The organism is Mumia spirodelae (assembly GCF_050632745.1).
Classification (GTDB): domain Bacteria; phylum Actinomycetota; class Actinomycetes; order Propionibacteriales; family Nocardioidaceae; genus Mumia.
On sequence record NZ_JBODSD010000001.1, the window covers coordinates 1212416 to 1234625 of the forward strand.

At 72.4% G+C, this 22210-nt stretch carries 22 protein-coding genes; 13 read left to right on the forward strand and 9 right to left on the reverse strand.

Annotated elements, in window-relative coordinates:
• Positions 1-2: 2 nt before the first annotated feature.
• Positions 3-1907, reverse strand: a complete 1905-nt coding sequence (locus ACQSSQ_RS05935; RefSeq protein WP_431326111.1) for an alkyl/aryl-sulfatase — start codon at positions 1905-1907, stop codon at positions 3-5.
• Between the two features lie 120 nt (positions 1908-2027).
• Between ACQSSQ_RS05935 and ACQSSQ_RS05940 the strand changes: the two genes are divergently transcribed.
• The 5 genes from ACQSSQ_RS05940 (at position 2028) to ACQSSQ_RS05960 (ending at position 6333) form a co-directional block, all read left to right on the forward strand.
• Entirely contained in the window at positions 2028-2909 is an 882-nt protein-coding gene (locus ACQSSQ_RS05940) for a YhjD/YihY/BrkB family envelope integrity protein (RefSeq protein WP_431326112.1), read from the forward strand.
• Complete coding sequence (locus ACQSSQ_RS05945) at positions 2906-3721, forward strand: tyrosine-protein phosphatase (protein ID WP_431326113.1); 816 nt, start codon at positions 2906-2908, stop codon at positions 3719-3721. Before ACQSSQ_RS05940 ends, ACQSSQ_RS05945 begins: the two co-directional genes overlap by 4 nt.
• 82 nt (positions 3722-3803) lie before the next feature.
• Positions 3804-4241 (forward strand): DUF6325 family protein, encoded by a 438-nt coding sequence (locus tag ACQSSQ_RS05950; RefSeq protein ID WP_431326114.1) that lies wholly within the window; start codon positions 3804-3806, stop codon positions 4239-4241.
• Between the two features lie 15 nt (positions 4242-4256).
• Positions 4257-4610, forward strand: coding sequence for an SHOCT domain-containing protein (locus ACQSSQ_RS05955; protein ID WP_431326115.1), 354 nt, complete (start codon positions 4257-4259; stop codon positions 4608-4610).
• A gap of 13 nt (positions 4611-4623) precedes the next feature.
• Positions 4624-6333: a SulP family inorganic anion transporter gene (locus ACQSSQ_RS05960; RefSeq protein ID WP_431326116.1), complete on the forward strand. Its 1710-nt coding sequence runs from the start codon at positions 4624-4626 to the stop codon at positions 6331-6333.
• A gap of 24 nt (positions 6334-6357) precedes the next feature.
• Here the strand turns inward: ACQSSQ_RS05960 and ACQSSQ_RS05965 are convergent, their stop codons facing one another.
• Entirely contained in the window at positions 6358-7041 is a 684-nt protein-coding gene (locus ACQSSQ_RS05965; protein ID WP_431326117.1) for a GAP family protein, read from the reverse strand.
• A gap of 148 nt (positions 7042-7189) precedes the next feature.
• Between ACQSSQ_RS05965 and ACQSSQ_RS05970 the strand changes: the two genes are divergently transcribed.
• Together ACQSSQ_RS05970 and ACQSSQ_RS05975 are read left to right on the forward strand one after the other, a co-directional pair.
• Positions 7190-7591 (forward strand): DUF7144 family membrane protein, encoded by a 402-nt coding sequence (locus ACQSSQ_RS05970; RefSeq protein ID WP_431326118.1) that lies wholly within the window; start codon positions 7190-7192, stop codon positions 7589-7591.
• 11 nt (positions 7592-7602) lie between these two features.
• Complete coding sequence (locus ACQSSQ_RS05975; protein ID WP_431326119.1) at positions 7603-7848, forward strand: DUF8691 family protein; 246 nt, start codon at positions 7603-7605, stop codon at positions 7846-7848.
• Here the strand turns inward: ACQSSQ_RS05975 and ACQSSQ_RS05980 are convergent.
• From ACQSSQ_RS05980 to ACQSSQ_RS05995, 4 genes are all read right to left on the reverse strand, one after another.
• Complete coding sequence (locus ACQSSQ_RS05980; RefSeq protein WP_431326120.1) at positions 7811-9172, reverse strand: hypothetical protein; 1362 nt, start codon at positions 9170-9172, stop codon at positions 7811-7813. The genes ACQSSQ_RS05975 and ACQSSQ_RS05980 overlap by 38 nt on opposite strands.
• Complete coding sequence (locus ACQSSQ_RS05985; protein ID WP_431326121.1) at positions 9169-10299, reverse strand: AI-2E family transporter; 1131 nt, start codon at positions 10297-10299, stop codon at positions 9169-9171. The genes ACQSSQ_RS05980 and ACQSSQ_RS05985 overlap by 4 nt, the downstream gene beginning before the upstream one ends.
• Positions 10300-10365: 66 nt before the next feature.
• Positions 10366-10587 carry a DUF8691 family protein gene (locus tag ACQSSQ_RS05990; RefSeq protein WP_431326122.1) on the reverse strand — a complete coding sequence of 74 codons (222 nt, stop codon included), beginning with the start codon at positions 10585-10587 and terminating at the stop codon, positions 10366-10368.
• A gap of 75 nt (positions 10588-10662) precedes the next feature.
• Entirely contained in the window at positions 10663-13101 is a 2439-nt protein-coding gene (locus ACQSSQ_RS05995) for a winged helix-turn-helix domain-containing protein (RefSeq protein ID WP_431326123.1), read from the reverse strand.
• A gap of 128 nt (positions 13102-13229) precedes the next feature.
• Between ACQSSQ_RS05995 and ACQSSQ_RS06000 the strand changes: the two genes are divergently transcribed.
• Positions 13230-14039, forward strand: coding sequence for an alpha/beta hydrolase (locus tag ACQSSQ_RS06000; protein WP_431326124.1), 810 nt, complete (start codon positions 13230-13232; stop codon positions 14037-14039).
• Here the strand turns inward: ACQSSQ_RS06000 and ACQSSQ_RS06005 are convergent.
• Both ACQSSQ_RS06005 and ccrA read right to left on the reverse strand, forming a co-directional pair.
• A complete protein-coding gene (locus ACQSSQ_RS06005; RefSeq protein WP_431326125.1) occupies positions 14027-15391 on the reverse strand; it encodes a coiled-coil domain-containing protein in 1365 nt (454 codons plus the stop codon). The genes ACQSSQ_RS06000 and ACQSSQ_RS06005 overlap by 13 nt on opposite strands.
• A 78-nt stretch (positions 15392-15469) precedes the next feature.
• Positions 15470-16807 (reverse strand): crotonyl-CoA carboxylase/reductase, encoded by a 1338-nt coding sequence (gene ccrA, locus ACQSSQ_RS06010; protein WP_431326126.1) that lies wholly within the window; start codon positions 16805-16807, stop codon positions 15470-15472.
• Positions 16808-17032: 225 nt separating this feature from the next.
• Between ccrA and ACQSSQ_RS06015 the strand changes: the two genes are divergently transcribed.
• Genes ACQSSQ_RS06015 through ACQSSQ_RS06025 form a run of 3 tightly spaced genes read left to right on the forward strand, consistent with a single transcriptional unit; the run spans position 17033 to position 19271 of the window.
• Positions 17033-17791, forward strand: coding sequence for a LamB/YcsF family protein (locus ACQSSQ_RS06015; protein WP_431326127.1), 759 nt, complete (start codon positions 17033-17035; stop codon positions 17789-17791).
• Positions 17788-18420, forward strand: a complete 633-nt coding sequence (locus tag ACQSSQ_RS06020; RefSeq protein ID WP_431326128.1) for a 5-oxoprolinase subunit B family protein — start codon at positions 17788-17790, stop codon at positions 18418-18420. The genes ACQSSQ_RS06015 and ACQSSQ_RS06020 overlap by 4 nt, the downstream gene beginning before the upstream one ends.
• Positions 18417-19271, forward strand: a complete 855-nt coding sequence (locus ACQSSQ_RS06025) for a 5-oxoprolinase subunit C family protein (RefSeq protein WP_431326129.1) — start codon at positions 18417-18419, stop codon at positions 19269-19271. The genes ACQSSQ_RS06020 and ACQSSQ_RS06025 overlap by 4 nt, the downstream gene beginning before the upstream one ends.
• 10 nt (positions 19272-19281) lie before the next feature.
• Here the strand turns inward: ACQSSQ_RS06025 and mce are convergent, their stop codons facing one another.
• Positions 19282-19719 carry a methylmalonyl-CoA epimerase gene (mce, locus tag ACQSSQ_RS06030; protein WP_431326130.1) on the reverse strand — a complete coding sequence of 146 codons (438 nt, stop codon included), beginning with the start codon at positions 19717-19719 and terminating at the stop codon, positions 19282-19284.
• 166 nt (positions 19720-19885) lie between these two features.
• On the opposite strand from mce, the gene ACQSSQ_RS06035 reads away from it, so the two are divergent.
• Positions 19886-21076 (forward strand): acetyl-CoA C-acetyltransferase, encoded by a 1191-nt coding sequence (locus tag ACQSSQ_RS06035; protein ID WP_431326131.1) that lies wholly within the window; start codon positions 19886-19888, stop codon positions 21074-21076.
• Between the two features lie 48 nt (positions 21077-21124).
• Complete coding sequence (gene meaB / locus ACQSSQ_RS06040; RefSeq protein ID WP_431326132.1) at positions 21125-22081, forward strand: methylmalonyl Co-A mutase-associated GTPase MeaB; 957 nt, start codon at positions 21125-21127, stop codon at positions 22079-22081.
• Positions 22082-22210 lie beyond the last annotated feature (129 nt).

The window sequence follows — 22210 nt, forward strand, 5'->3', positions numbered from 1 at the left end:
GGTCAGGGCCTCACGATCTCGAACGCGGGGTCGAAGTCGTCGAGCAGACCGCCGAGCGTGTCCAGCACGCCGCGGTCGCCCTCGAGCGCGACGGTGCCGGCATCGGCGAGCTTGGCCGCCACGGCGGGCTTCAGCAGGACGCCCACGAGCGCCTCCTTCGGTCCGGAGACCGTCAGCGTTGCGTTGCCGGAGGCTCCCTTGCGCGCATTGAGGACGCCGCGCGCGATCCACGTCGTCCAGGTCTCGCCGTAGTCGGTGAACGTGAGGTTCAGCCGGATGTCGACGTCGGCGGCCTTCTCGCCGATCACGTGCACGGCGACGAAGTCGAAGAGGATGTCGATCGGCATCGCCAGGATCGTGTCCTCGCTGGCCGTGGTGAACGGTGCGGGCAGCGCGCCGAGCCTCAGCTCCTTCGCCGCGGTGAGGAAGATGCCGCGCCACTGCGGCCCCTCGGCCTGATAGCCCATCTGCTCGTACGCGTCCGCCTGCAGCTCGCGGGCCTCGCGGTTGTCCGGCTGGGCGAACACGAGCTTGTGCAGCACCTCGACGGCCCACCGGTAGTCGGCGGCGTCGATCGCGCGGCGGCCCTCCTCGAGGATGCGGTCCGGGCCGACCATCGCCACGAAGCGCTTGGCCGACTCGACCGGTGGGTGCGGGTGCAGCGAGACCGGGTCGCCGTCCCAGAGGCCGATCTCCTTGTGGAAGACGGCGCGGACGTCGTGGTGGAGCGTGCCGTGGTAGCCGCGGTTGAACCAGCGTCGCCCGAGCTCCTCGGGCAGCGCGACGACCTCCGCGGCCTCGAGCGGCGTGAAGCCCTTGTTCGCCAGCCGCAGCGCCTGGTCGTGGACGTACTTGTACGTGTCGCGCTGGGACGCGATGAAGTCCGTGATCGTCTCGTTGCCCCACACCGGCCAGGTGTGCGGCCCGTAGTGCACCTCGGCCTCGTCACCCCAGCGCTCGAGCGTCTCGTCGAGGTAGCGGGCGAAGTTGCGCGCGTCGCGGGTGCGGGCGCCGCGCAGGGTCTGGATGTTGTGCAGCGCGTGGTTCGCGTTCTCGGCGCAGGTGAGCGCCTTGAGCTGGGGGATCCAGATGTGCATCTCCTCGGGCGCCTCGGTGTCCGGAGCGTAGAGGAACTCGAGCTCGATCCCCGCGATCTCGCGCCTGCTGCCGGTCTCGGTGATCCCGTCGGTGGGGGAGATGTAGGAGACCGTCGGCCCCGGGGTGCTCACCACGCCGATCCCGCAGCTCAGGGTGCCGTGCGGGTCGAGGCCCAGGTGGCTGCCGAAGGCGTACGACGCCCGTCGCGCCATCGCGTTGCCCGCGACGACGTTCTCGCCGATCGCGTACTTGTCGAACGACGCCACCGTGCCGGGGGCGATGATCGGCACCTTCCCGGACGCCACGTCGGCCACGTCGACGACACCCTTCACGCCGCCGTAGTGGTCGATGTGGGTGTGCGTGTAGACCACCGCGGCCACCGGCTTGTCGCTGACGTGCTCGCGGATCATCGCCATACCCTGCGCGGCCGACTCGACCCCGGCCATGCAGTCGATGACGACGAGGCCGTCCTCGCCCTCCACGACGGTCAGGCACGCGATGTCGTTGTTGCGCACCTGGTAGAGGCCGGGTACGACCTCGTACAGCCCGCCGCGCGTGATGAGCTGCGACTGCCGCCACAGGCTCGGCTCGACGCTGTCGGGTCGCTCGGGCTCGCCGCGGAGGTAGTCGAACCAGTCCGGGTCGAAGATCGTGTGCCCGTCCGCGCCGAGGACCGGCCCCGGGAAGCGCGCGATCAGGCCGCGGTCGGCGTCCTCGAAGTCCTGGCGGTCGTCCATCGCGTAGCGAGCGACGGCATCGCGGTTCGCGGCTGCCGTCGCCTCGGTGGCGGTCTTCGGTTCGTAGGTCATCAGGCTGGGCCCCCGGGATCGTCCGACTGCTGACGGGTCCACCGTCTCCCAGATCGGGAGGGGCCGCATCACCCGGCACGGGTGACGCCCTCGCCCGCGGCGTGCGGTGAGACTTGTCCGGTGGACGCGGGCGGGAGCGCACGGGACCGGGTCGCCAAGGCTGCTGCTGCCGCCAAGGCGTGGTTCGACGCGTCCTTCCCCGGCCGCTGCATGCGCCGGATGTACGCGATCGATGGTCGCAACCGCGCCATCACGCTCGCCGGTCAGGCGTTCATCGCCCTCATCCCGCTGCTGGTCGTGGTCTCGGGCTGGCTGTCGCGCGACGGGAACCAGCAGTTCGCCGACCTGCTCATCGAGTACTTCGAGCTGTCCGGCAGCTCGGCCGAGGCCGTGAACGCGCTCTTCGCAAGGCCGCCCGACGCGACCGGCGGGCTGACCCTGCTCGGATTCGTGATCCTGCTGTTCTCGGTCGGGTCGTTCAGCCGCTCGCTCCAACGCCTGTACGAGCTGGCGTGGGGCCTCGAGCCGGCACCGCGGGTCCGCTCGACGTTCTCCGGGCTCGGCGGGGTCGCGTTCATGCTGGCGATGTTCACGCTGGTGGGTTGGATCGGCCACCTGCTGGGGCCGGCGGGGATCGTCATCCAGGCTCTGGTGTCCGTGCCGCTCTGGCTCGTGTTCATCCGGATCGAGCTCGGAGGGCGGGCCGACCTCGAGGACCTGCTGCCCGCCGCTGTCCTGTCCACCGTGGTGCAGCTCGCGGCCGGGTGGTGGACGCATCTGTACGTGCCGCACCTGATCGCGATCGACGCCCAGCGGTACGGCGTCATCGGCGTGGCGTTCGCGATCGTCGCGTGGCTGGTGATCGTCGCGTACGTCCTGGTGGGGACCGCGGTCGTGGGCTACGAGCTGTCGGGCTGGATGCGCAGCCACGGGTTCACCGCGCGGCTGCTGACGCTCGCCGGGCGCACCATCCCGCGCCCCACCCGTCAGGAGGAGCCGTGAGCGACCACCGTCCCGTGACCCCGGGGAGCCCGATCCCCGTGGCCACGCTGCCCAACCTCCGCAGCCTCGGAGGCTGGCCGACCGCGGACGGCCGACGGGTCCGCGAGGGCGTCCTCTTCCGCTCGACCGACCTGAGCCGGCTCGCGGGCACCGACGTGACGGCCGTCGAGGGGCTCGGCGTCCGGACCGTCGTGGACCTCCGGACCGCCTCCGAGCGCCGACGCCGTCCCGACGTGCGCCTCTCAGGCACCGACGTCCTGGTCCTGGACGTGCTCGCCGACGCCGTCGAGGCCGCGCCCACGGACATGGCCGAGATCCTCGAGGACCCGACGCGGGCCCGGGACCTGCTGGGCGACGGGCGCGCCGAGGCCGCTTTCACCCACGCGTACGAGCACCTCGTCACCCTGCCCAGCGCTCGCGCGTCGTACGGGGCGTTCTTCACCAGCCTCGCCGCGGGCACGGGGGAGCCGACGCTGTTCCACTGCACGACCGGCAAGGACCGCACCGGCTGGGCCGCCGCCACCACGTTGATGCTGCTCGGGGTGCCCGACGACGTCGTGGAGCACGAGTACCTGCTCACCAACGACCAGCTCCTCCCGGCGCTGCAGCCGATCCTCGACCACTTCGCGTCGCTGGGGGGCGACCCGGACCTGCTTCTGCCGGTGCTCGGGGTGCGGCCGCAGTACCTCGCCACGAGCCTGGAGGCGATGCGACGCGCGTACGGCGACCTCGCGACGTACTTCTCCGAGGGGCTGGGGATCGACGACGCCACCCAGGACGTGCTGCGCGACCGCCTGCTCACGGAGCCGTGACCGGATCACCCGTCATGGGTGATCCGTCGACGCCCCGTAGCGACGAGAGTGGGGGCACACATCGACGGAGAAGGGGTGACCGATGGCGGAGAACGTAGGCCCGTCCGGCCCGGTCGACATCGCGGTGCTCGGATTCCTGGAGGGATCGAAGCCCGACGGCAGCGTGGCCAGGGTGGTCGCCGACGCCGTCGCGAGCGGTGCTGTGCGTCTGCTGGACGCGGTGATCGTGGCGCGCGCCGACGACGGCGACCTGACGATCGTGGACATCGACGACGGGGACGCCGTCAAGGAGGTCCTCGGCGTCGAGAGCGACGTCCCGGGGCTGCTCGGTGAGGACGACATCCTGGCGATCGCCGACGAGGTCCCGCCCGGCGCCGCCGCGGTGCTCGTCGTCTGGGAGAACGTGTGGGCCGCCCGCTTCGCCGCCGCGCTCGACTCCGTCGGCGGCGTGCTGCTGGCCCACGAGCGCATCGACCGTTCCGACCTCGACGCCGTCGCCGCGGCGCTGAGCTCGGACTGAACGAGGAGGAGAGCGATGCTGGCACGACGCATGGGACGCCCGGGGCTGGTCGGGCTCGCGGCGCGGACGGCCGTGGTGGCCGGGACCGCGGGCGCGGTCAACAACCACATGCAACGGCGCAACGAGGCCCGCTACGAGCAGGAGGCCCAGGCGCAGGCCTACGAGCAGCAGCAACAGCAGGCGGCGATGCAGGCGGCTGCGGCCCAGGCTGCCGCCGCCCAGCAGTACGCCGCGCCGCAGGCTGCGCCGGCCGCCCCGGCCGGCGGAGACGTGGTGGGCCAGCTCGAGCGGCTCGCGGCCTTGCAGCAGCAGGGCATCCTGACGCCGGAGGAGTTCGCGGCCGAGAAGGCGAAGATCCTCAACGGCTGACCAGGGGGCGGGTGTGGCACGGCTCGGGGTGTTCACCTCCCTCGCCGCATACCAGGGGCGGTGGCTCCGGGGCGACCTCGTCGCAGGCCTCACGGTCTGGGCGGTCCTCGTCCCGGAGTCTCTCGCGTACGCGACGATCGCGGGCGTGCCGCCCGTCGTCGGCCTGTACGCGGCGGTGCCCGCGCTGGTGCTGTACGCGATGCTCGGCAGCTCGAAGCATCTCGTCGTCGCGACGATGTCGGGGACGGCGGCGCTGTCGGCCAGCGTCGTGGCCGACGTCGCCAGGCAGGGGACGGCCGACTACGTCGCGATGACCACGGCGCTCGCGATCGTGGTCGGTGTCCTCGGCGTCGTCGCCGGGCTGTGCCGGCTGGGCTTCCTCTCGTCGTTCATCTCCGAGCCGGTGCTGAAGGGCTTCATCGTCGGGCTCGCGCTCACGATCATCATCGGGCAGGTTCCTGCTCTGCTCGGCGTCGACAAGCCCGCCGGCAGCTTCTTCGAGAAGCTGTGGGGGATCCTCGGCGAGCTCGGCGAGGTCGACCCCACGACGGCTGCGGTCGGGATCGTCGCCCTGGTCGTGATCCTCGCTCTCAAGCGGTGGGCGCCGCGCGTGCCGGCCTCGCTCGTCGTCGTCCTCCTCGGGATCGCCGCGGTGGCGCTGCTCGACCTCGACGACCACGGTGTCGAGATCGTCGGCAGCATCACCGCCGGACTGCCGGACGTCGGCCTTCCCGACGTGGGTCTGTCGGACTACCTCGACCTCGTCGGCCCGGCGGTCGGTGTGCTGCTCATCGGGTTCGCCGAGGGCCTGGGCGCGGCCAAGACGTACGCCGCCAAGGAGGGCTACGACATCGACACCAACCGCGAGCTCGTCGGCATGGGAGCGGCGAACCTCGGCTCCGGTCTCGTGAGCGGCATGGTGGTCAACGGCAGTCTCTCGAAGACGGCGGTCAACGGCTCCGCCGGGGCACGGACGCAGGCCTCGAGCATCACCGTCGCCGTGCTGACGCTGCTCACGCTGCTGTTCCTCACGGGGCTCTTCGAGCAGCTCCCGGAGGCGGTGCTCGCGGCCGTGGTCATCGCCGCGGTGATCGAGCTCGTCGACATCGCGTCGCTGCGGCGGCTCTACCAGGTCTGGACCGGCCCGCTGGGACGGATCTACAAGCACGCGGCGCGGGTGGACTTCATCGCGGCGACCGGGGCGATGCTCGGCGTCCTCGTCTTCGACACGCTGCCGGGTCTCTTCATCGGGATCACGCTCTCCCTCCTCACCCTCCTCTACCGCTCGTCGCGGCCGCACGTGGCCGAGCTCGTGCGGGCCGACGCCGGCCTGTGGGTCGACCGCGAGCGCCACGCGGGTGCCGGCGCGGATCCCCGCATCGCCGTCGTTCGGGTGGAGTCGGGGCTGTACTTCGCGAACGCCGACTACGTACGCGACCGCGTCCGGGCGCTGGCGCACGACCCCGTCAGGGCCGTGGTCATCGACGCGGAGACGACCCCCACCGTCGACGTCACCGGTGCGGCGATGCTCGTCACGCTGCGGACCGACCTCGAGCGCAGCGGCGTACGCCTCCTCCTCGCGCAGGGCATCGGGCAGGTCCGGGACGTGCTGCGCAAGTCGCAGGAGCAGAGCGGACTGCCTCCGGCGTACGCGTCCGTGGACGAGGCCGTCGCCGCGGCACGGGCGGTGCTGGACGGCGCGGCGAGCGGCGAGCCCGGCTGAGTCGGCGGCGAGCCCCGAGCCGGTTCAGCCGAGGAGCCCGCCGAGCCCCTTGCCGAGGCTCGAAGCGCCCAGCACCGCCAGCAGCACCGTCATGATCGCGGCGTTGTGCTCCTCCATGAACGCCTTCAGCGCGCCGAGAGGGGCCGCCGTCCGGTCGCCCGCGACGAGGAACGCGACGACGGGGCCGACGACGAGGATGCTCCCGATCAGGACGAAGACGACGACGCTGACGACCTCCTGCGTCCCGGTGAGGTCGTTCGAGGCGATCGCCACCGCCCCCGTCACCGACAGCGCGAGGTTCTTCGGGTTGACGCCTGAGAGCAGGGCCCCGAGGCCGACGGCGACGGCCGGTGTCGTCCGGTCGAGCGACGCCATCCACTTCGGCTGCACGGCCGGCTGCCCCGCGCGTGGGCGCTTGCGCCACGTGTTGGCCGCCAGCAGCACGAACAGCAGGCCGAGGACGAGCCTGATCCACGACGTCGTCGTCGACGACCCCGACGTGTCGACGCCGTCGGGCCCGGCGAGGAAGAGGACCAGCACCACGACCGCCGTGAGGCCGAGGACCCATCCGAGGGCGAAGGCCGGTGCCGTCGTCCGCGCCCGTGAGGACATCAGCATCAGCACCGTCGCGATGATCGGGATCGGGCTGATCGCGACGCCGATCGCGGCCGGCAGCAGGTCGCCGAGGGCAGCGGACAGACCGTTCATTCGTGGCCTCCTCCGAGTCGGGTGAGCACCACTCTCACGCCTGGGCCGCGCTGGCGAATCACCCCTCGGGAGTGATGCTGGTGCTTCGCGGCGCCGACACGCTGGGGGTACGCGGCGGGGTGGCCGCCGCCTCACGAAGGAGTCCCGCATGTCCACCCGCACCGGTACTAGCAACCCCTGGGCCCAGGGCATCACGATCTTCGCCGCGGCGATGCTCGCGATCATCGGGTTCGTCCAGGTGTTCCAGGGCATCGCCGCCATCGCCAAGGACGACGTGCTCGTCCGCACCGAGGACTACGTCTACGCGTTCAACACCACCACCTGGGGATGGATCCACCTGGTCCTGGGCGTGCTGTTCATCGTGATCGCGTTCGCCATCATGTCCGGCAACGCGTTCGCGCGCGGGGCCGGCATCGGGATCGCGATCCTCTCGATCGTCGCGAACTTCCTGTGGCTGCCGTACTACCCGGTCTGGGCCGTCGTGATCATCGCTTTTAACGTGGTGGTCATCTGGGCACTGGCGGTGTACACCCCAGACTTCGAGAGCTGACGGAGCCCCTCATGACGAGCGCCTCGCCCGGTCGCCCCACCTCCTTCGAGATCGTGGTGCGGGGTGACCTCAGCGAGGCGCTCGTCGCCGTCCTGGCAGCCCTGCGGCTGCGCGTCGAGACTGAGGGCCCGGTCTCGCTCCGCGGCGCCTTCCGCGACCGCGCCGAGCTGATGGGAGCGTTGCAGGCGCTCGAGGAGTGCGGGGTCGAGCTCCTCGAGGTCACGCCGTCGGCGGAGACGGAGGCGGAGGCGAGCTGATCTGCTCGCCCGCCGAAGCGGTCGCGGACCGCGGTCCCGCCACCACCTCGACGACCAGGATCCCGATCACGGCGAGGATGACGATGAGGAGCGCGGCGCCCCCTGTCGGGTGCTCGAGCATCACGTACCAGAGCACTGCGATGCCGATGACCGCGCCGCGCATGAAGGTGCGGTACGTGGCGAAGAACGTGGAGACCGGCCCGCGCTCGATCCCGGTGCGCTCGCGCAGCCGGTTGGCGAGGCCGACCGTCCCGGTGCGGATCGCGGCGCCGGGTCCGGTCCTCGCCATCAGGAACGCCGCGATCGCGAGGGCGAGGGCCACCACGAGGACGGCACGCAGCGCGGTGCGGATGAAGCGTACGAGCTGGTCGTAGATCACCGCCGCCGCGTCGGTCGGCAGGATGTCGTCGGGCACCGCGTCGAGGTACAGCGGGCGCACGATGTTGAGCACGAGCCCGAGCAGGACCATCGCGACGGCGACCGAGAGGCCGACGGCCAGCAGCGCGTGGCGGCGGTCGCGGGCGACCAGGACCGCGGTGGCCAGGAGGAGCACCCCGAGGATCGGCAGGACGCGCGCGGCGGTCTCGAGCCAGCTGAACCAGGTCTGGGCCTTGCCGATGTCGTCGGACTTGAAGAGGACGAACGACGCGTTCACCGTCGGGATCCGCTCGGCGAGCTGGAAGCCGCGGTCGATGAGGAGCTGCTTCGCGGCCTCGACGAACGACGCGACGTTGACGCTCACCTCGCCGTTCTTGACCGCGACCTGGTCCGATCCTTCACCGGTGAGCACGGCGACAGCGCTGCTGTGCGCCTCGCGGTTCGCCGTCACCCACGCCTCCTCGAACGCGTCCGACCGGACGACGCGATCGACGGTGTCGCGGACGAAGCCCTCGACCGCGTTGGACAGCGGCACGGCGAGCGCCGGGAGGAGGGGGGCGGCCCGCGGCGGGACGAAGCTCTGCTGCGACAGTGCCGACAACGCGTCGGAGGTCGCACTCTCGATGTTCAGCCGGGTGATGATCTCGCGGGTGACCAGGTCGGCGATCGCGTCCTGGACGGCAGCCTCCGACGCCAGGGGAGCGACGGTCTCGACGTAGCGGTCGGTGTCGCCGATCTCGTCGTGCGCCCAGGTCGCGACCACCGACAGCGGGGCCATGAGGGCGCCGAGCACGACGAGGACGAAGACCAGCGGCGTACGCCACCAGCCCGTTCGTCGCTCCTTGGCCGGCGTGGCCTCGGGCGTCGCCGGCGCGGCGCTCAGCTGGGCGCGCAGCTGGTCGACCTCTGCGCGCAGGCGTTCCACCTCGTCGTCCGACGTCGTCATGACGGGCTCCCCTCGGTCGGTGCCGGCGCAGCGGTGGCCGGCGGGGCTGGCGGTTCTGGAGGTTCGACAGGGGGGAGCGGGTCGCTGGAGAGCAGGGGGCCGATCCAGCCGCGGTCCGGGCTGACGTCGACGAAGATCGCCTTGACGAACAGCGAGAGCGGGACGGCGAGGATCGCGCCGATGCCACCGAAGATCGAGGCCCAGAAGACGAGGGACAGGAAGGTCAGCGATCCGGACAGCCCGACGGAGTTGCCGACCACCTTCGGCTGGATGAGCGTCTGCAGCACGAAGTTGACCGCGGAGTAGACGGCGATGACCGCCAGCGCCGTCCCCCATCCGTGGTCGAGGAGGGCGATGATCGTGGGCGGGATGACGCCGATGATGAAGCCGATGTTGGGGATGTAGTTCGTCAGGAACGCGAGCAGGCCCCACAGCCACGGGTCGCGGATGTCGAGCAGGTACAGCGCGAGCACGTCGACCAGCGCCACCACGATGCCGAAGAGCGTCGACACCACCAGGTAGTTGCGGGTTCCCCGCGCGAACACCCCGAACGCCTCCGCGGTGCGCGATCCGCTCGCGGGGACGCGCCGCAGCTTCGAGGCGAACCCTCCGGCATCGGTCGCGACGAAGAAGAGCAGCGTGACGATGAAGAAGATGTTGGTGAACGCCCCCGCGACCCCGCCGATGAGGTCCGTGGCGATGTCCACGAGGCTGCTCACGTCGACGGACTTGAGCATGTCCTGGACCTGGGCGCTCCCGATGCCGAGCTGCTCGAGGTTGTCGCCGACGTCGGAGACCCACTTCTGGAACTCGGGCTCGTACTCGCTCAGCAGCGTCGCGAAGCGGCCCGCCGACACGAGCAGGGCGAACCCGAACCCGAGGACGATCGCGTACACCGTGAGCAGCGAGATCCCGGTGGCCAGCCACTCCGGGACTCCACGCCGTACGGCGATGTCGCGCAGCGGCTGCACGGCGACGACGAGCACGAGCGCCAGGAGCAAGGGGCCCAGGATCCCGGAGAACGCTCGAAGGCCGATGGCGGCGATGATCGCGCCGGCGCAGGTCAGGATGATGAGCGGCTCGCGGGGGAGCGCGAGCCTGGGCGCGGGATCTGGCTGCTCGGGCACGGTCCTGACGCTAGGGCAGCAGGCCTCGACGGCGACTCACCCCGTGAGAGTGAGATTGCGTGCCGGTCAGCCCGTCTGACGCACGGACACCAGCGCGAGCCCGAGGTCGTCCAGGGCGAAGAGCAGGTCGTTGAGCTGAGCCAGGTCGGCGAAGTCGCCGCGCAGGACGAGGTGGTCGCCGCGCGGAGCGACCGCGAGGCCGCGTGCCGTCAGCTCGGCCGCGACGCTCTCGGTCAGCACCCCCTCGACGACGACCTCGTACGCCGTCTCGAACCCGTCCCGAGTCATGCTGCTCAGTCTGGGCGGGTCAGGGGTGCCAGCGGCTCACCCTCTGCGGGCGAGATCTGAGCGCACCGGGACCGCTCAGAGCAGCCCGGCGCGCTGCGCCTTGAGCACCGCCTCGCGTCGGGACTCGACGCCGAGCTTGCGGTAGATGGCCCGCAGGTGGGTCTTGAGGGTGTTGCGCGAGATGAAGAGCGCCGCGCAGAGGTCGGACTGGTCCATCGCCGTCGGGAGGTACTGCAGGATCTCCTCCTCGCGCGCCGACAGCGCCACGACGAGCCCGACGCTGTCCGCCCGTCGCTCGTCGCGCAGCTCGACGAGGAGCCGCGCCACGAGCTCGCCGCGCGTGCCGACGCGTTCGCGCTCCGCCGCCAGCAGGTCGGTCGCCGACGGACCGAGCTCCTTCCACGGGCGCCGCCAGCCGTGCCGCTCGGTGCTCTCGAGCGCGCGGCGCAGGAACGCGGTCCCGCGCGACGAGGGCCCGTGGGAGAGCTCGATCGCGGCCGCCGTCGCGGCGATCCTCACGACCAGGTCCTCGGGCAGCTCCGTCTCGTCCTCGAGGACGACGTCGAGCGCCTCGGGGGCGGGCTGCGGACGGCGCCCTCGCAGGACCGACGTCGCCGTGATCCACAGGTCGTACGGCGTGCGGTCGAGGACGGCGCACCGCGCGGCCGCACGGTCGACGACGGCCGTCGCGCCGGTGGCGTCGCCGTGCGCGAGCAACCGCGTCACGCCGGCGAGCGCCTCGTGCCGCGCCACCAGCCAGGCGGTCTCGTCGGTCAGCCGCGCGGCGAGGACGTCGCGGTGCGCGGACCCTTCACCTCCGCGGGTCGTCACCGCGTGGCGCAGGGACTCGAGGAAGCGAGCAGGCAGGAGGCCGGGCAGCGGCTCGTCCGCGTACGACTCCGGCGTGTCCGGCACGGGTGTCGCGCGTTCCACCGCGAGCCACTGCTCGACGACGCTGGTCGCGGGCGCGAGCGGGACGACGGCGACAGCGCGCAGCAGGACGAGCGACGCCTCGGCCGCGGCGAGGTCCCCGGTTCCGACGGCCGACCACAGCCGGACCTCTGCTTCGCGGGTGCTGACCAGGGGAAGGTCCCCGTGGCCGACGTGCCGGGCCGTTGCCAGATGGTCGGCGACCTCACCGGTCCGCCCGTCGAGCATCGCGAGCAGTCCGTACGTCGTGGCCCACAGCGCCCGCAGCGCCGACGCGGGGGACAGCGGCGTCGTCCCGCCCTCGGAGAGGGTCGGCTGAGCGCTCCCCAGCGCCGCCCTCGCCTCGGTGACGTGGCCGTCGATCAACGCCAGTCGGGCCAGGCACAGCCGCCGCAGGGCCTCCAGGCGCTCGGAGGTGACACCGCGGACGACCGCGCCACGGCCGTCGCCGAGCGCCTGGCGCGCCATCAGCCCGTCGTCGGCACGCAGCGCCCGCAGGGCCGCCATCACCCGCAGGCGGTCGTCGGCGGGAGCCTCCTCGGCGGGGATCCCGTCCACGACGTCGTCGCACGGCCCCCAGTCGCCGTCACCCAGCGCCGTGCACGCCAGCGCGACGGCGCAGTCGAGGGCGAGGTCCCACGACCGTGAACGGAGGGCGTGCACGGCCCCGTCACGGTGGTCGCCCCGCGCCACCGACCACCGTGCGACCTCCTCGTGGAGGCCGGGCAGGCGGTCGGGCGAGCGACGCTCCAGCTCACTGAGGAGGAGCGGGCGGAGGAGCTGGTGGTAGCGGAACAGACCGGTCTCGCCGTCGACGGTGACGAAGCCGACCCGGTGCGCCACCTCGTCGAGCACCGCCGACGCGTCGTGACGGCCGGACAGGCGGGTCGCGAGCGCGGTGTCGAAGCGCTCGGGCACCGCTGTCGCCCGGAGGAAGTCGACGACCGGGTCGTCGAGGGTGTCGAGCACCTGGGCGAGGAGGTAGCTCCCCGTCGGCGAGAAGGGCCCGGCCGATGCTGGACCCAGCGGGCCGCGAGTGGCCGACAGGCGTACGCCGGCAGGCCACCCGTCGGTCACCTGGTGCAGCGCCTCGGCCTCCTCGTGGTCGAGCCGCCGGCCCGAGCGGGCGACGACACGGGTGAGCTCGCCGACCGTGAACGCGAGGTCACCGGCCCGGATCTCCGACACCCGTCCGGCGAGACGCGCGGTGTGGAGGGCGACCAGCGGGTCGGTGCGCGAGGTGAGGACCAGCGGCGCGTCCGGCCGGGCCGCGTCGCAGGCGCGGGCGAAGGCGGGCCCCCATCCGGCCAGGTGGGCGTCGTCGACCACCACGGCCCGGCCGCTGCGCAGGGCGCGCTCGGCAGCCTCCCACCGCCGGGTGCCGGCACCGTCGAGCCAGATCGCCTCCGGGACGTCCTCGTGGACCCACTGGCGCAGGAGGACCGTCTTGCCGTATCCCGCCGGCGCGGCCACCAGCGTCACCGGCCGCCGGGTCGCGCGGTCGAGCGCGGCGAGGAGCCGCCGACGGACGATGACGGCGTCGTCGACGAACGCCTGCTGATCCTGGTGCGCGTGCACCGCCACGACCGCCCCCTGACCGCTGGACCGTACCCCCGTACGTCTGGCACCTCGGAGGCTAGTGGCACTCCCACCACCCCGCATCCGAAGTTCACGCGTCTCTTTCCGCGCAGCGTCGCCCGTAGGCTGGGAGCGTGAACGACGCCCAGGTCATCCGAGGCAACTCGGTCCTCCCCGCCCGCCGTACCCCGATCACCCTCCACACCGCCGACGGCCTCGAGCTCGTCGGCGAGCTGGCCCTGCCGGTGGACCGGGAGCCGGTCGCGACCATGGTGTGCCTGCACCCGCTGCCGACGCACGGCGGGATGATGGACAGCCACCTCTTCCGCAAGGCGTCCTACCGGCTGCCCGCGCTCGCCGACATCGCCGTCCTCCGGTTCAACACGCGCGGGACGAGCAGCGTCCAGGGCACGAGCGGGGGTGCGTTCGACGGCGCCGTGGGCGAGCGGTACGACGTGGCCGCGGCGATCGAGCTCGCAGACTTCGAGGACCTCCCCGACATCTGGATCGTGGGGTGGTCGTTCGGGACGGACCTCGCGCTCAAGTACGGCCTGGACGCGGAGGTCCAGGGCGCGATCCTGCTCTCGCCGCCGCTGCGCTTCTCCACCGAGGACGACCTGGACGCCTGGGCGGCGTCCGGCAAGCCGTTGGTCGCGCTCGTCCCGGAGCACGACGACTACCTGCAGCCGGCCGAGGCGGCGCGTCGCTTCGCGCGGGTCCCGCAGGCGGAGGTGATCGGCGTCGACGGTGCCAAGCACCTCTGGGTGGGCGACGCGGAGCGGGTGCTCGACGAGGTCGCGGCGCGGCTCAACCCGCGTGTCACCGTGCCGCTGCCCCGGACCTGGTCCGGGGACATGCAGCGGGCCGACGCCTCGGCGTACCGCGACCGGACGGTCGCGGCCTTCGAAGGCGTCGGCCCGCAGTCAGGCGATCAGGAGGCCTGAGTCTCGTCGTCGCCCTCGGCGAGGTCGGCCGCGGCCGGACCGCCGAGCCTGGCGCGACGAGCGGTGCGCTCGCCCGACGGGCGCTCGGCCGGCTCACCGTCGACGACCGTCGCGTCCGTCGCCGGCACGATCGTCGTCGCGTCGTCGGCGTCGACCTGCCCGGTGGCCGGGGTGTCGACGACCGCCGTGGCCTCCTCGACGGCCGCAGCGACGTCCTCGGCCGCCGCTGCGACCTCGGCGACCGCGGGAGCGGCCGGCGTGGCCGCCGACGTCTCGGCATCGTCGTCGAGCGCGTCGAGACCGGCGAAGGAGCCGATGACCTCGCGCAGCTTGGAGAGCTGGGTCTTGACGGCGTCACGCTTGGCGACCAGCGAGTCGAGCTCGTGACGGACCGACGAGATCTGCTTCTCGGCGTCGGCGCGGGCCTGGGCGAGCGAGTGCTCCGACTGGGTCCGCGCGGTGTGCATGATCTGCTCGGCCTCGCGGCGGGAGCGGGCGACCATGCGCTCGGACTCCGCCTTGGTCTCCTCACGACGCTTGGTCGCGGCCGCGATGGCCTCCCGGGCGCGGGTCTCCGCCGCGCTCGCGCGCGACTCCGCGTCGGCGATCATCTTGGAGGTCTGCTCGGTCGCGACCGCGTGGGCCTCGGCCGCCTCCTTGGCCATCCGCTCCTTCTCGAGGGCCAGCACACGGCGGGCCTCGGTGAGCTCACGGTCGGCGGCGGCACGGATCTGCTCGGCCTCGCGCGTCGCGGTCAGGCGCGAGGAGCTGGCGGCCTGGTTGGCGGCGAGCTCGATCTGCTCGGCCTCCCGCTTGGCCTTGGCCAGCACGTCCTCGGCCTCGGCGAGGGCGAGCGCGCGCTCGCTCTCGGCCTCGGCGAGCAGGCGCTCGCGGGTCTCCTCGACGTCGGCCAGCTGGACGGCACGCAGGTCGTCGGCCTCCTTCGCGGCAGCGGCCTTCAGGGCCGCGGCCTCGGACTCGGCCACGCGACGCAGGTCGTCGGCCTCACGCTTGGCACGGTCGAGCATCTCGGCCGACTGCGACTCGGCGAGACCCAGGAGCTCGGCGGCACGGCCACCGAGGCCGGCGTAGCTGGGCTTGTTGGTCTCGGTGAGCTGGCTGCGCAGCTCGGAGAGCTCGGACTCGAGCTGGCTGATCTTGGTCTCGGAGGCCTGGACAGCCGCCTGGGCGCGCGACAGGTCAGTGCGGTGCTGGGCGAGGTAGGCGTCGACCGCGTCCTTGTCGTAGCCGCCGCGACGGACCAGCGGGAAGCCGGCCCCCGTAGCCGGGTCGCCGGGCGTGCGGGCGTACGAGTCGCCGTCGGAGGAGTAGCTGCCGTGAGGGTCTGACATGGGGTGCCTTCGGTTCGTAGTTCGGGGGGAGGTCGCTCCGCCAAAGAGTAGCGCGACCTCCCCCCGCAACTAACCCCCTCAGACTCCTCGGAACCGGTTGATGTCGTCGAGGTGACGAGCCCGCTTCTCGGCGTCGCGCACGCCGAGGCCTTCCTGCGGTGCGAGGCACAGCACGCCGACCTTGCCCTGGTGGGCGTTGCGGTGGACGTCGAGCGCCGCCTGACCGGTCTCCTCGAGGCTGTAGACCTTGGAGACGGTGGGGTGGATCATTCCCTTGTCGACCAGCCGGTTCGCCTCCCACGCCTCGCGGTAGTTCGCGAAGTGCGAGCTCTTGATGTTCTTGAGGTTCATCCAGAGGTAGCGGTTGTCGTACTGGTGCATGTAGCCCGAGGTGGACGCGCAGGTGACGATCGTCCCGCCCTTGCGGGCGACGTAGACGCTGGCGCCGAACGTCTCGCGGCCGGGGTGCTCGAACACGATGTCGGGGTCGTCGCCACCGGTCAGCTCGCGGATCTTGGAGCCGAAGCGCTTCCACTCCCGCGGGTCCTGCTCGTGCTCGTTCTTCCAGAACCGGTAGCCCTCGGCCGAGCGGTCGATGACGAGCTCGGCGCCCATGGAGCGGACGATGTCGGCCTTCTCGGGCGAGGACACCACGCAGACCGGGGTCGCCCCGCCGTTGAGCGCGAACTGCGTCGCGTAGGAGCCCAGACCGCCCGAGGCGCCCCAGATGAGGACGGTGTCGCCCTGCTTCATCGCCGCGCCGTTCTGGGAGACGAGCTGGCGGTACGCGGTGGAGTTCACCAGCCCGGGGCTCGCCGCCTCCTCCCACGAGAGGTGGTCCGGCTTGGGCATCAGCTGGTTGGCCTTGACGATCGCGAGCTCCGCGAGGCCGCCGAAGTTCGTCTCGAAGCCCCAGATGCGCTGCTCGGGGTCCATCATCGTGTCGTTGTGGCCGTCGGGGCTCTCCAGCTCGACCGACAGGCAGTGCGCGACGACCTCCTGACCCGGCTTCCAGGCGTTGACGCCGGGCCCCGTGCGCAGGACGACGCCGGCGAGGTCGGAGCCGACGACGTGGTACGGAAGGTCGTGGCGCTTGGTGTACTCCGACAGGCGGCCGTAGCGCTCGAGGAACCCGAAGGTCGACACCGGCTCGAAGATCGAGGTCCACACGGTGTTGTAGTTGATGGAGCTGGCCATGACAGCCACCAGCGCCTCGCCCGGGGCGAGCTCGGGAACGGGTACCTCGTCCACGTGCAGGCTCTTGCGGGGGTCCTTGTCCCGGGTGGCGAGGCCCTCGAACATGTCGACCTCGTCCTTGTGGACGGTGACACCCCGGTAGGTCTCGGGGATGGCGATGTTCGCGAAGTCCTCGCTCGAGGTGTCCCCGGCCGTGATGGCGTCGAGAATGTGCTGCACGTCGTCCTCCAGAATTGAGCGGCGCTGTTGCGTTACGCGGATATTACTCAGCGGTAATCATTGTGGGGCCGAGTGTGACCGACGTCGCTCGTCTGCGGGTCGGTTGCGGTGGTCGACCCTCGGGGTTCGTGGCCCAGAGGGGACGTTAACGGTCATTATCGTCCAGGTCTCGGAAGGCCTGGCAGGGGGTAGCGTGGACGCCTCATCACCGGCCAGGGAAGTGACGTGACGACACTCGATCTGAACAGCGACGTCGGAGAGTCGTTCGGACGCTGGGAGCTCGGTGACGACGCTGCGATCCTCCAGGTCGTCACCAGCGCCAACATCGCCTGCGGCTTCCACGCCGGCGACGCGCGCACGCTGCGCCGTACCTGCGAGCACGCGGCCGAGAACGCCGTCTCGGTCGGCGCCCAGGTGAGCTATCGCGACCTCGCCGGGTTCGGGCGCCGCTTCATCGACATGGAGCCGGCCGAGCTGACCGACGACGTGCTCTACCAGATCGGCGCGCTGGACGGTCTGGCGAAGGCGTCGGGCACCCGGGTCCGCTACGTGAAGCCGCACGGCGCCCTCTACAACGCCACGGTGCACCACGACGGGCAGGCGCGCGCGGTCGCGGAGGCCGTGCGGGCGTACGACCCGCGTCTCCCGCTCGTGGGCCTGCCCGGGTCGCGGCTGCTGGCGTGGGGCGAGGAGCTGGGGCTGCGGACGATCCGCGAGGCCTTCGCCGACCGCGCCTACACCGCCGACGGGGCGCTCGTCGGCCGGTCCGAGCCCGGCGCCGTCCTCCACGACCCGCAGGTGGTCGCCGGCCGGGTGCTGCGGATGGTGACCGAGGGCGAGGTCGAGGCGGCGGACGGGACGACCGTCGCGGTGACGGCGGACTCGGTGTGCCTGCACGGCGACACGCCAGGAGCGGTGGAGATGGCGCGCCGCGTGCGCGCGGTCCTCGAGGACGCCGGGGTGACGCTCAGGGCCTTCGCGTGAGGATCCGGCCGTACGGCGACCGTGCGCTGATCGTCGACCTGGAGGACGCCGACGCTGTCGTGCGGTGGGCCGACGCCGTCCGTGAGGCCCGGCTCGGCGGGGTCGCCGACGTGGTGCCCGCGGCGCGGACCGTCCTCGTCGCCGCGACCGACGACGCCGACGTCGCCGTCCTCTCCGCGGCGCTGGCCCGCGTCGTACCCCGTGCGGGTGGTGCGCCCGACGGCGTCGTGCCGGCGGCCGGCGACGCGGAGATCGTCGTGCCGGTGCGCTACGACGGACCCGACCTCGCCGAGGTCGGGGACCTCACCGGGCTCGGCGCCGACGGGGTCGCCGAGGCTCACGCGGCGACACCGTGGCGGGTCGCGTTCGGCGGGTTCGCGCCCGGCTTCGCCTATCTCGTCGGCGGCGACCCGCGGCTCCAGGTGCCGCGCCGGTCGACGGCCCGCACGGCGGTGCCGGCGGGGGCGGTCGGCCTGGCAGGGGAGTACTCGGGCGTATACCCGCGGTCCTCGCCCGGCGGGTGGCAGCTGATCGGGACGACCGACCTCGTCCTCTGGGACCTCGAGCGCGACCCGCCCGCCCTGCTGCGGCCGGGAGCGGTCGTCCGCTTCGTGGCGGAGCGTCCGTGAGCGCGCTGGAGGTCGTCCGGCCAGGCCCGCTCGCGCTGGTCGAGGACCTCGGGAGACCCGGCTGGTCCGCCGTCGGCGTCGGACGCTCGGGCGCTGCGGACCGTGCGGCGTACCAGCTCGCGAACCGGCTCCTCGCCAACGACGAGGGTGCCGCGGCGGTCGAGGTGACGCTGGGCGGGCTGGAGGTCGTCGCGCGCGGGGGCGACGTGTGGGTCGCCGTGACCGGGGCGCCGGTCGACCTGGTGGTCGGCACCCGCGCCGCCGACCCGTACGCCGCGGTCTGCGTGCGCGACGGCGAACGGTTGCGTCTCGGCATGCCGAGGGCCGGGCTTCGCTCGTACGTCGGGGTGCGCGGAGGCGTCGACGTGCCCGCGGTGCTGGGCTCGCGCAGCCGCGACGTGCTCGCCGGGATCGGGCCCGATCCGCTGGCGGCGGGCGACGTGCTGCCGATCGGGCGACCGCCGGCGGAGTACCCGCGGGTCGACGCCGTCCCGGTGCCCCCGTTCGAGGACGAGGTGGTGCTCCGCGTCGTGCGTGGACCTCGCGACGAGTGGGTCCGCGACCCCGACGGGCTGGTCCGCACGGGGTGGACGGCCGCGTCGCAGAGCGACCGCGTCGGGATGCGGCTGGACGGACCCCGGCTGGCGCTCGCCGTGACGGACCGCCAGCTGCCGTCGGAAGGGGCGTACCGCGGGGCCGTCCAGGTGCCGCCGAGCGGTCAGCCCGTGGTGTTCCTCGCCGACCATCCGGTCACCGGCGGCTACCCGGTCGTGGGCGTGGTGGTGGACGCCGACGTGGACCGGGCCGCGCAGGTGCGGCCCGGCCAGCGGCTGCGGATGCGGTGGGTCTGACGCGGACCCGTCAGTGCGCCGGGTCGGCGGCGGGCTCGACGAGCTCCACCAGGACACCGCCGGCGTCCTTGGGGTGCACGAAGTTCACGCGGCTGTCGGACGTGCCACGCTTCGGCTGGTCGTAGAGCAGGCGCATCCCGCGCTCGCGGAGCGTGTCGCTGACCGCGTCGATGTCGCTGACCCGGTAGGCGAGCTGCTGGATCCCCGGTCCGTTGCGGGTCAGGAACTTCGCGATCGTCGACTGGTCCGAGAGCGGCGCGAGCAGCTGGATCCGCTGGTCGGTGTCGCCGACCGCGAGCATCGCCTCACGCACCCCCTGCTCCTCGTTGATCTCCTCGTGCACCGAGTGCAGCCCGAAGACGCGTCCGTAGAACTCGAGGGCCTCGTCGAGGTCGGGCACGGCGATGCCGACGTGGTCGATGGCGATGAGCAGGTGATCGGGAACCATGCGAGGCACCCTAGGCCAGACCGCCGGCGCGAGGTGCTCGCGGACCGTCCCTGTGACCTTCCTCACCGCAGGCGACGGCGATGTTACGGGCGAGTATCGTGCAGGGAAGCCAGAGCCCCGCCGTCCTTCGGCCGAACACGCGCTCCCTGCGCCTGAAGGAGTTCTCATGTCTCGTCAGTCCGTCATCGTGGCCGGTGCCCGTACGCCGATCGGTCGGCTCCTCGGGGGCCTCAAGACGCAGTCGGCCGCCGACCTCGGAGGGGTCGCGATCAAGGGCGCCCTCGAGAGGGCCGGCATCACCGGCGACCAGGTCGAGTACGTGATCATGGGCCAGGTCCTCGGTGCCGGAGCCGGTCAGGTCCCGGCGCGCCAGGCGGCGTACAAGGGCGGCATCCCGCTCGACGTCCCGGCGATCACGATCAACAAGGTCTGCCTCTCGGGCCTCAACGCGATCGCGACCGCCGACCAGCTCATCCGTGCCGGCGAGTACGACGTGGTCGTCGCCGGCGGCCAGGAGTCGATGACGCAGGCGCCGCACCTGCTCAAGGGCTCGCGCGAGGGCTACAAGTACGGCGCGCAGACGATCCTCGACCACATGGAGTACGACGGTCTGTGGGACTCGCTGACCGACCAGGCGATGGGCAAGCTGACCGAGTCGCGCAACGGCGACGTCGACTCCCTCACCCGTGAGGACCAGGACGCGTTCGGCGCCCGCTCGCACCAGCTCGCCGCCGCGGCGCAGAAGAACGGTGTCTTCGACGACGAGATCGTGCCGGTCGAGATCGCCGGCCGCCGCGAGACTGTGACGGTGTCGGTCGACGAGGGCGTGCGCGGCGACACCACCGTCGAGACGCTGGCCAAGCTGCGCCCGGCCTTCGCCAAGGAGGGCACGATCACGGCCGGCACCGCGTCGCAGATCTCCGACGGCGCGTGCGCGGTCGTCGTGATGTCCAAGGAGAAGGCCGAGGAGCTCGGGCTGTCCTGGATCGCCGAGATCGGTGCCGCCGGCTACGTCGCCGGTCCGGACTCGACGCTGCAGATGCAGCCGGCCAACGCGATCGTCGCCGCCTGCGAGAAGGAGGGCATCGCGCCCTCCGACCTCGACCTGGTCGAGATCAACGAGGCGTTCGCCGCGGTCGGCATCGCCAGCCAGCGCGAGCTCGGTATCGACGCCGACAAGGTCAACGTCAACGGCGGTGCGATCTCGCTCGGTCACCCGATCGGCATGAGCGGCGCCCGCGTGGTGCTCCACCTCGCGCTCGAGCTCGGTCGCCGCGGCGGCGGCGTCGGCGCGGCCGCGCTGTGCGGTGGTGGCGGCCAGGGAGACGCCCTGATCGTCCGCGTCCCGAAGCGCTGACACGACCCTGCCACGCCGGGCCGTGAGGCCGAGGAGGACGTCGCACTGATGGCACGTCGTACGGTCGCCGTCGGTGAGCTCGTCGCACGAGCCACCGACGGCGATCCGCGCGCGGTCGCGCGCCTGATCTCGCTGGTCGAGGACGCCTCGCCGCTGCTCGCCGAGGTGAGCGCGGCCCTGGCTCCGCACGTGGGGCGCGCCCACGTGGTCGGGCTGACGGGCTCGCCCGGGGTCGGCAAGTCGACGACCACCGGGGCGCTCGTCGCCGCGATGCGCGCCCAGGGACGCAAGGTCGGCGTGCTCGCCGTCGACCCCTCCTCGCCGTTCTCGGGCGGCGCGCTCCTCGGCGACCGGATCCGGATGCAGGACCACGCCGGCGACCCCGGTGTGATCATCCGCTCGATGGCGACGCGCGGGCACCTCGGCGGACTCGCGTGGGCGGCTCCGCAGGCGCTGCGGGTGCTCGACGCGGCCGGCTGCGACGTCATCCTCGTCGAGACGGTGGGTGTCGGGCAGTCCGAGGTCGAGGTGGCCCGGCTGGCGGACACGACCGTCGTCCTCCTCGCCCCGGGCATGGGGGACGGCATCCAGGCCGCGAAGGCGGGCATCCTCGAGGTCGGCGACGTCTACGTCGTGAACAAGGCCGACCGCGACGGAGCGCGTCAGGTACGCCGCGAGCTGAGGGGGATGCTCTCGCTGACCGAGCGCCCCGACGGCGGGTGGAAGCCGCCGATCGTTCTCACCGTCGCGTACCGGCAGGAGGGGGTCGACGAGGTGGTCGCAGCGCTCGACGCCCACCTCGGCCACCTGCGGGCCGACGGCGGGCTGGCGCGGCGACGGCTGCGCCGTACCCGCGACGAGATCGAGACCCTCGCGACGACAGAGCTGCGGTCACGCTTCGCCTCGCTGCACGGCGACCACCGCCTGGACGCGCTCGCAGCCGACGTCGTCGCCGGCCGGAGCGACCCGTTCTCCGCGTCGAAGGCGCTCCTCGAGGCCCTCTGACCGTCGCCGACCGGCCACGGCGCCCGCTGGGGCAGATGTGACCTGGATCACCGCGGCGCGCCTGGTCACACGCACCACCCGTATCCGCTATAAACGTCCGAGAGTGTGCCCGCAGCTTTCTGCCCCGAG

What these genes read in the sequence shown, in the direction of transcription:
- ACQSSQ_RS05935 (WP_431326111.1), bottom strand. Translation starts at nt 1,907, where the DNA reads ATGACCTACGAACCGAAGACCGCCACCGAGGCGACGGCAGCCGCGAAC.
- ACQSSQ_RS05950 (WP_431326114.1), top strand. Translation starts at nt 3,804, where the DNA reads ATGGCGGAGAACGTAGGCCCGTCCGGCCCGGTCGACATCGCGGTGCTC.
- ACQSSQ_RS05955 (WP_431326115.1), top strand. Translation starts at nt 4,257, where the DNA reads ATGCTGGCACGACGCATGGGACGCCCGGGGCTGGTCGGGCTCGCGGCG.
- ACQSSQ_RS05965 (WP_431326117.1), bottom strand. Translation starts at nt 7,041, where the DNA reads ATGAACGGTCTGTCCGCTGCCCTCGGCGACCTGCTGCCGGCCGCGATC.
- ACQSSQ_RS05970 (WP_431326118.1), top strand. Translation starts at nt 7,190, where the DNA reads ATGTCCACCCGCACCGGTACTAGCAACCCCTGGGCCCAGGGCATCACG.
- ACQSSQ_RS05975 (WP_431326119.1), top strand. Translation starts at nt 7,603, where the DNA reads ATGACGAGCGCCTCGCCCGGTCGCCCCACCTCCTTCGAGATCGTGGTG.
- ACQSSQ_RS05980 (WP_431326120.1), bottom strand. Translation starts at nt 9,172, where the DNA reads ATGACGACGTCGGACGACGAGGTGGAACGCCTGCGCGCAGAGGTCGAC.
- ACQSSQ_RS05990 (WP_431326122.1), bottom strand. Translation starts at nt 10,587, where the DNA reads ATGACTCGGGACGGGTTCGAGACGGCGTACGAGGTCGTCGTCGAGGGG.
- ACQSSQ_RS06005 (WP_431326125.1), bottom strand. Translation starts at nt 15,391, where the DNA reads ATGTCAGACCCTCACGGCAGCTACTCCTCCGACGGCGACTCGTACGCC.
- mce (WP_431326130.1), bottom strand. Translation starts at nt 19,719, where the DNA reads ATGGTTCCCGATCACCTGCTCATCGCCATCGACCACGTCGGCATCGCC.
- ACQSSQ_RS06035 (WP_431326131.1), top strand. Translation starts at nt 19,886, where the DNA reads ATGTCTCGTCAGTCCGTCATCGTGGCCGGTGCCCGTACGCCGATCGGT.
- meaB (WP_431326132.1), top strand. Translation starts at nt 21,125, where the DNA reads ATGGCACGTCGTACGGTCGCCGTCGGTGAGCTCGTCGCACGAGCCACC.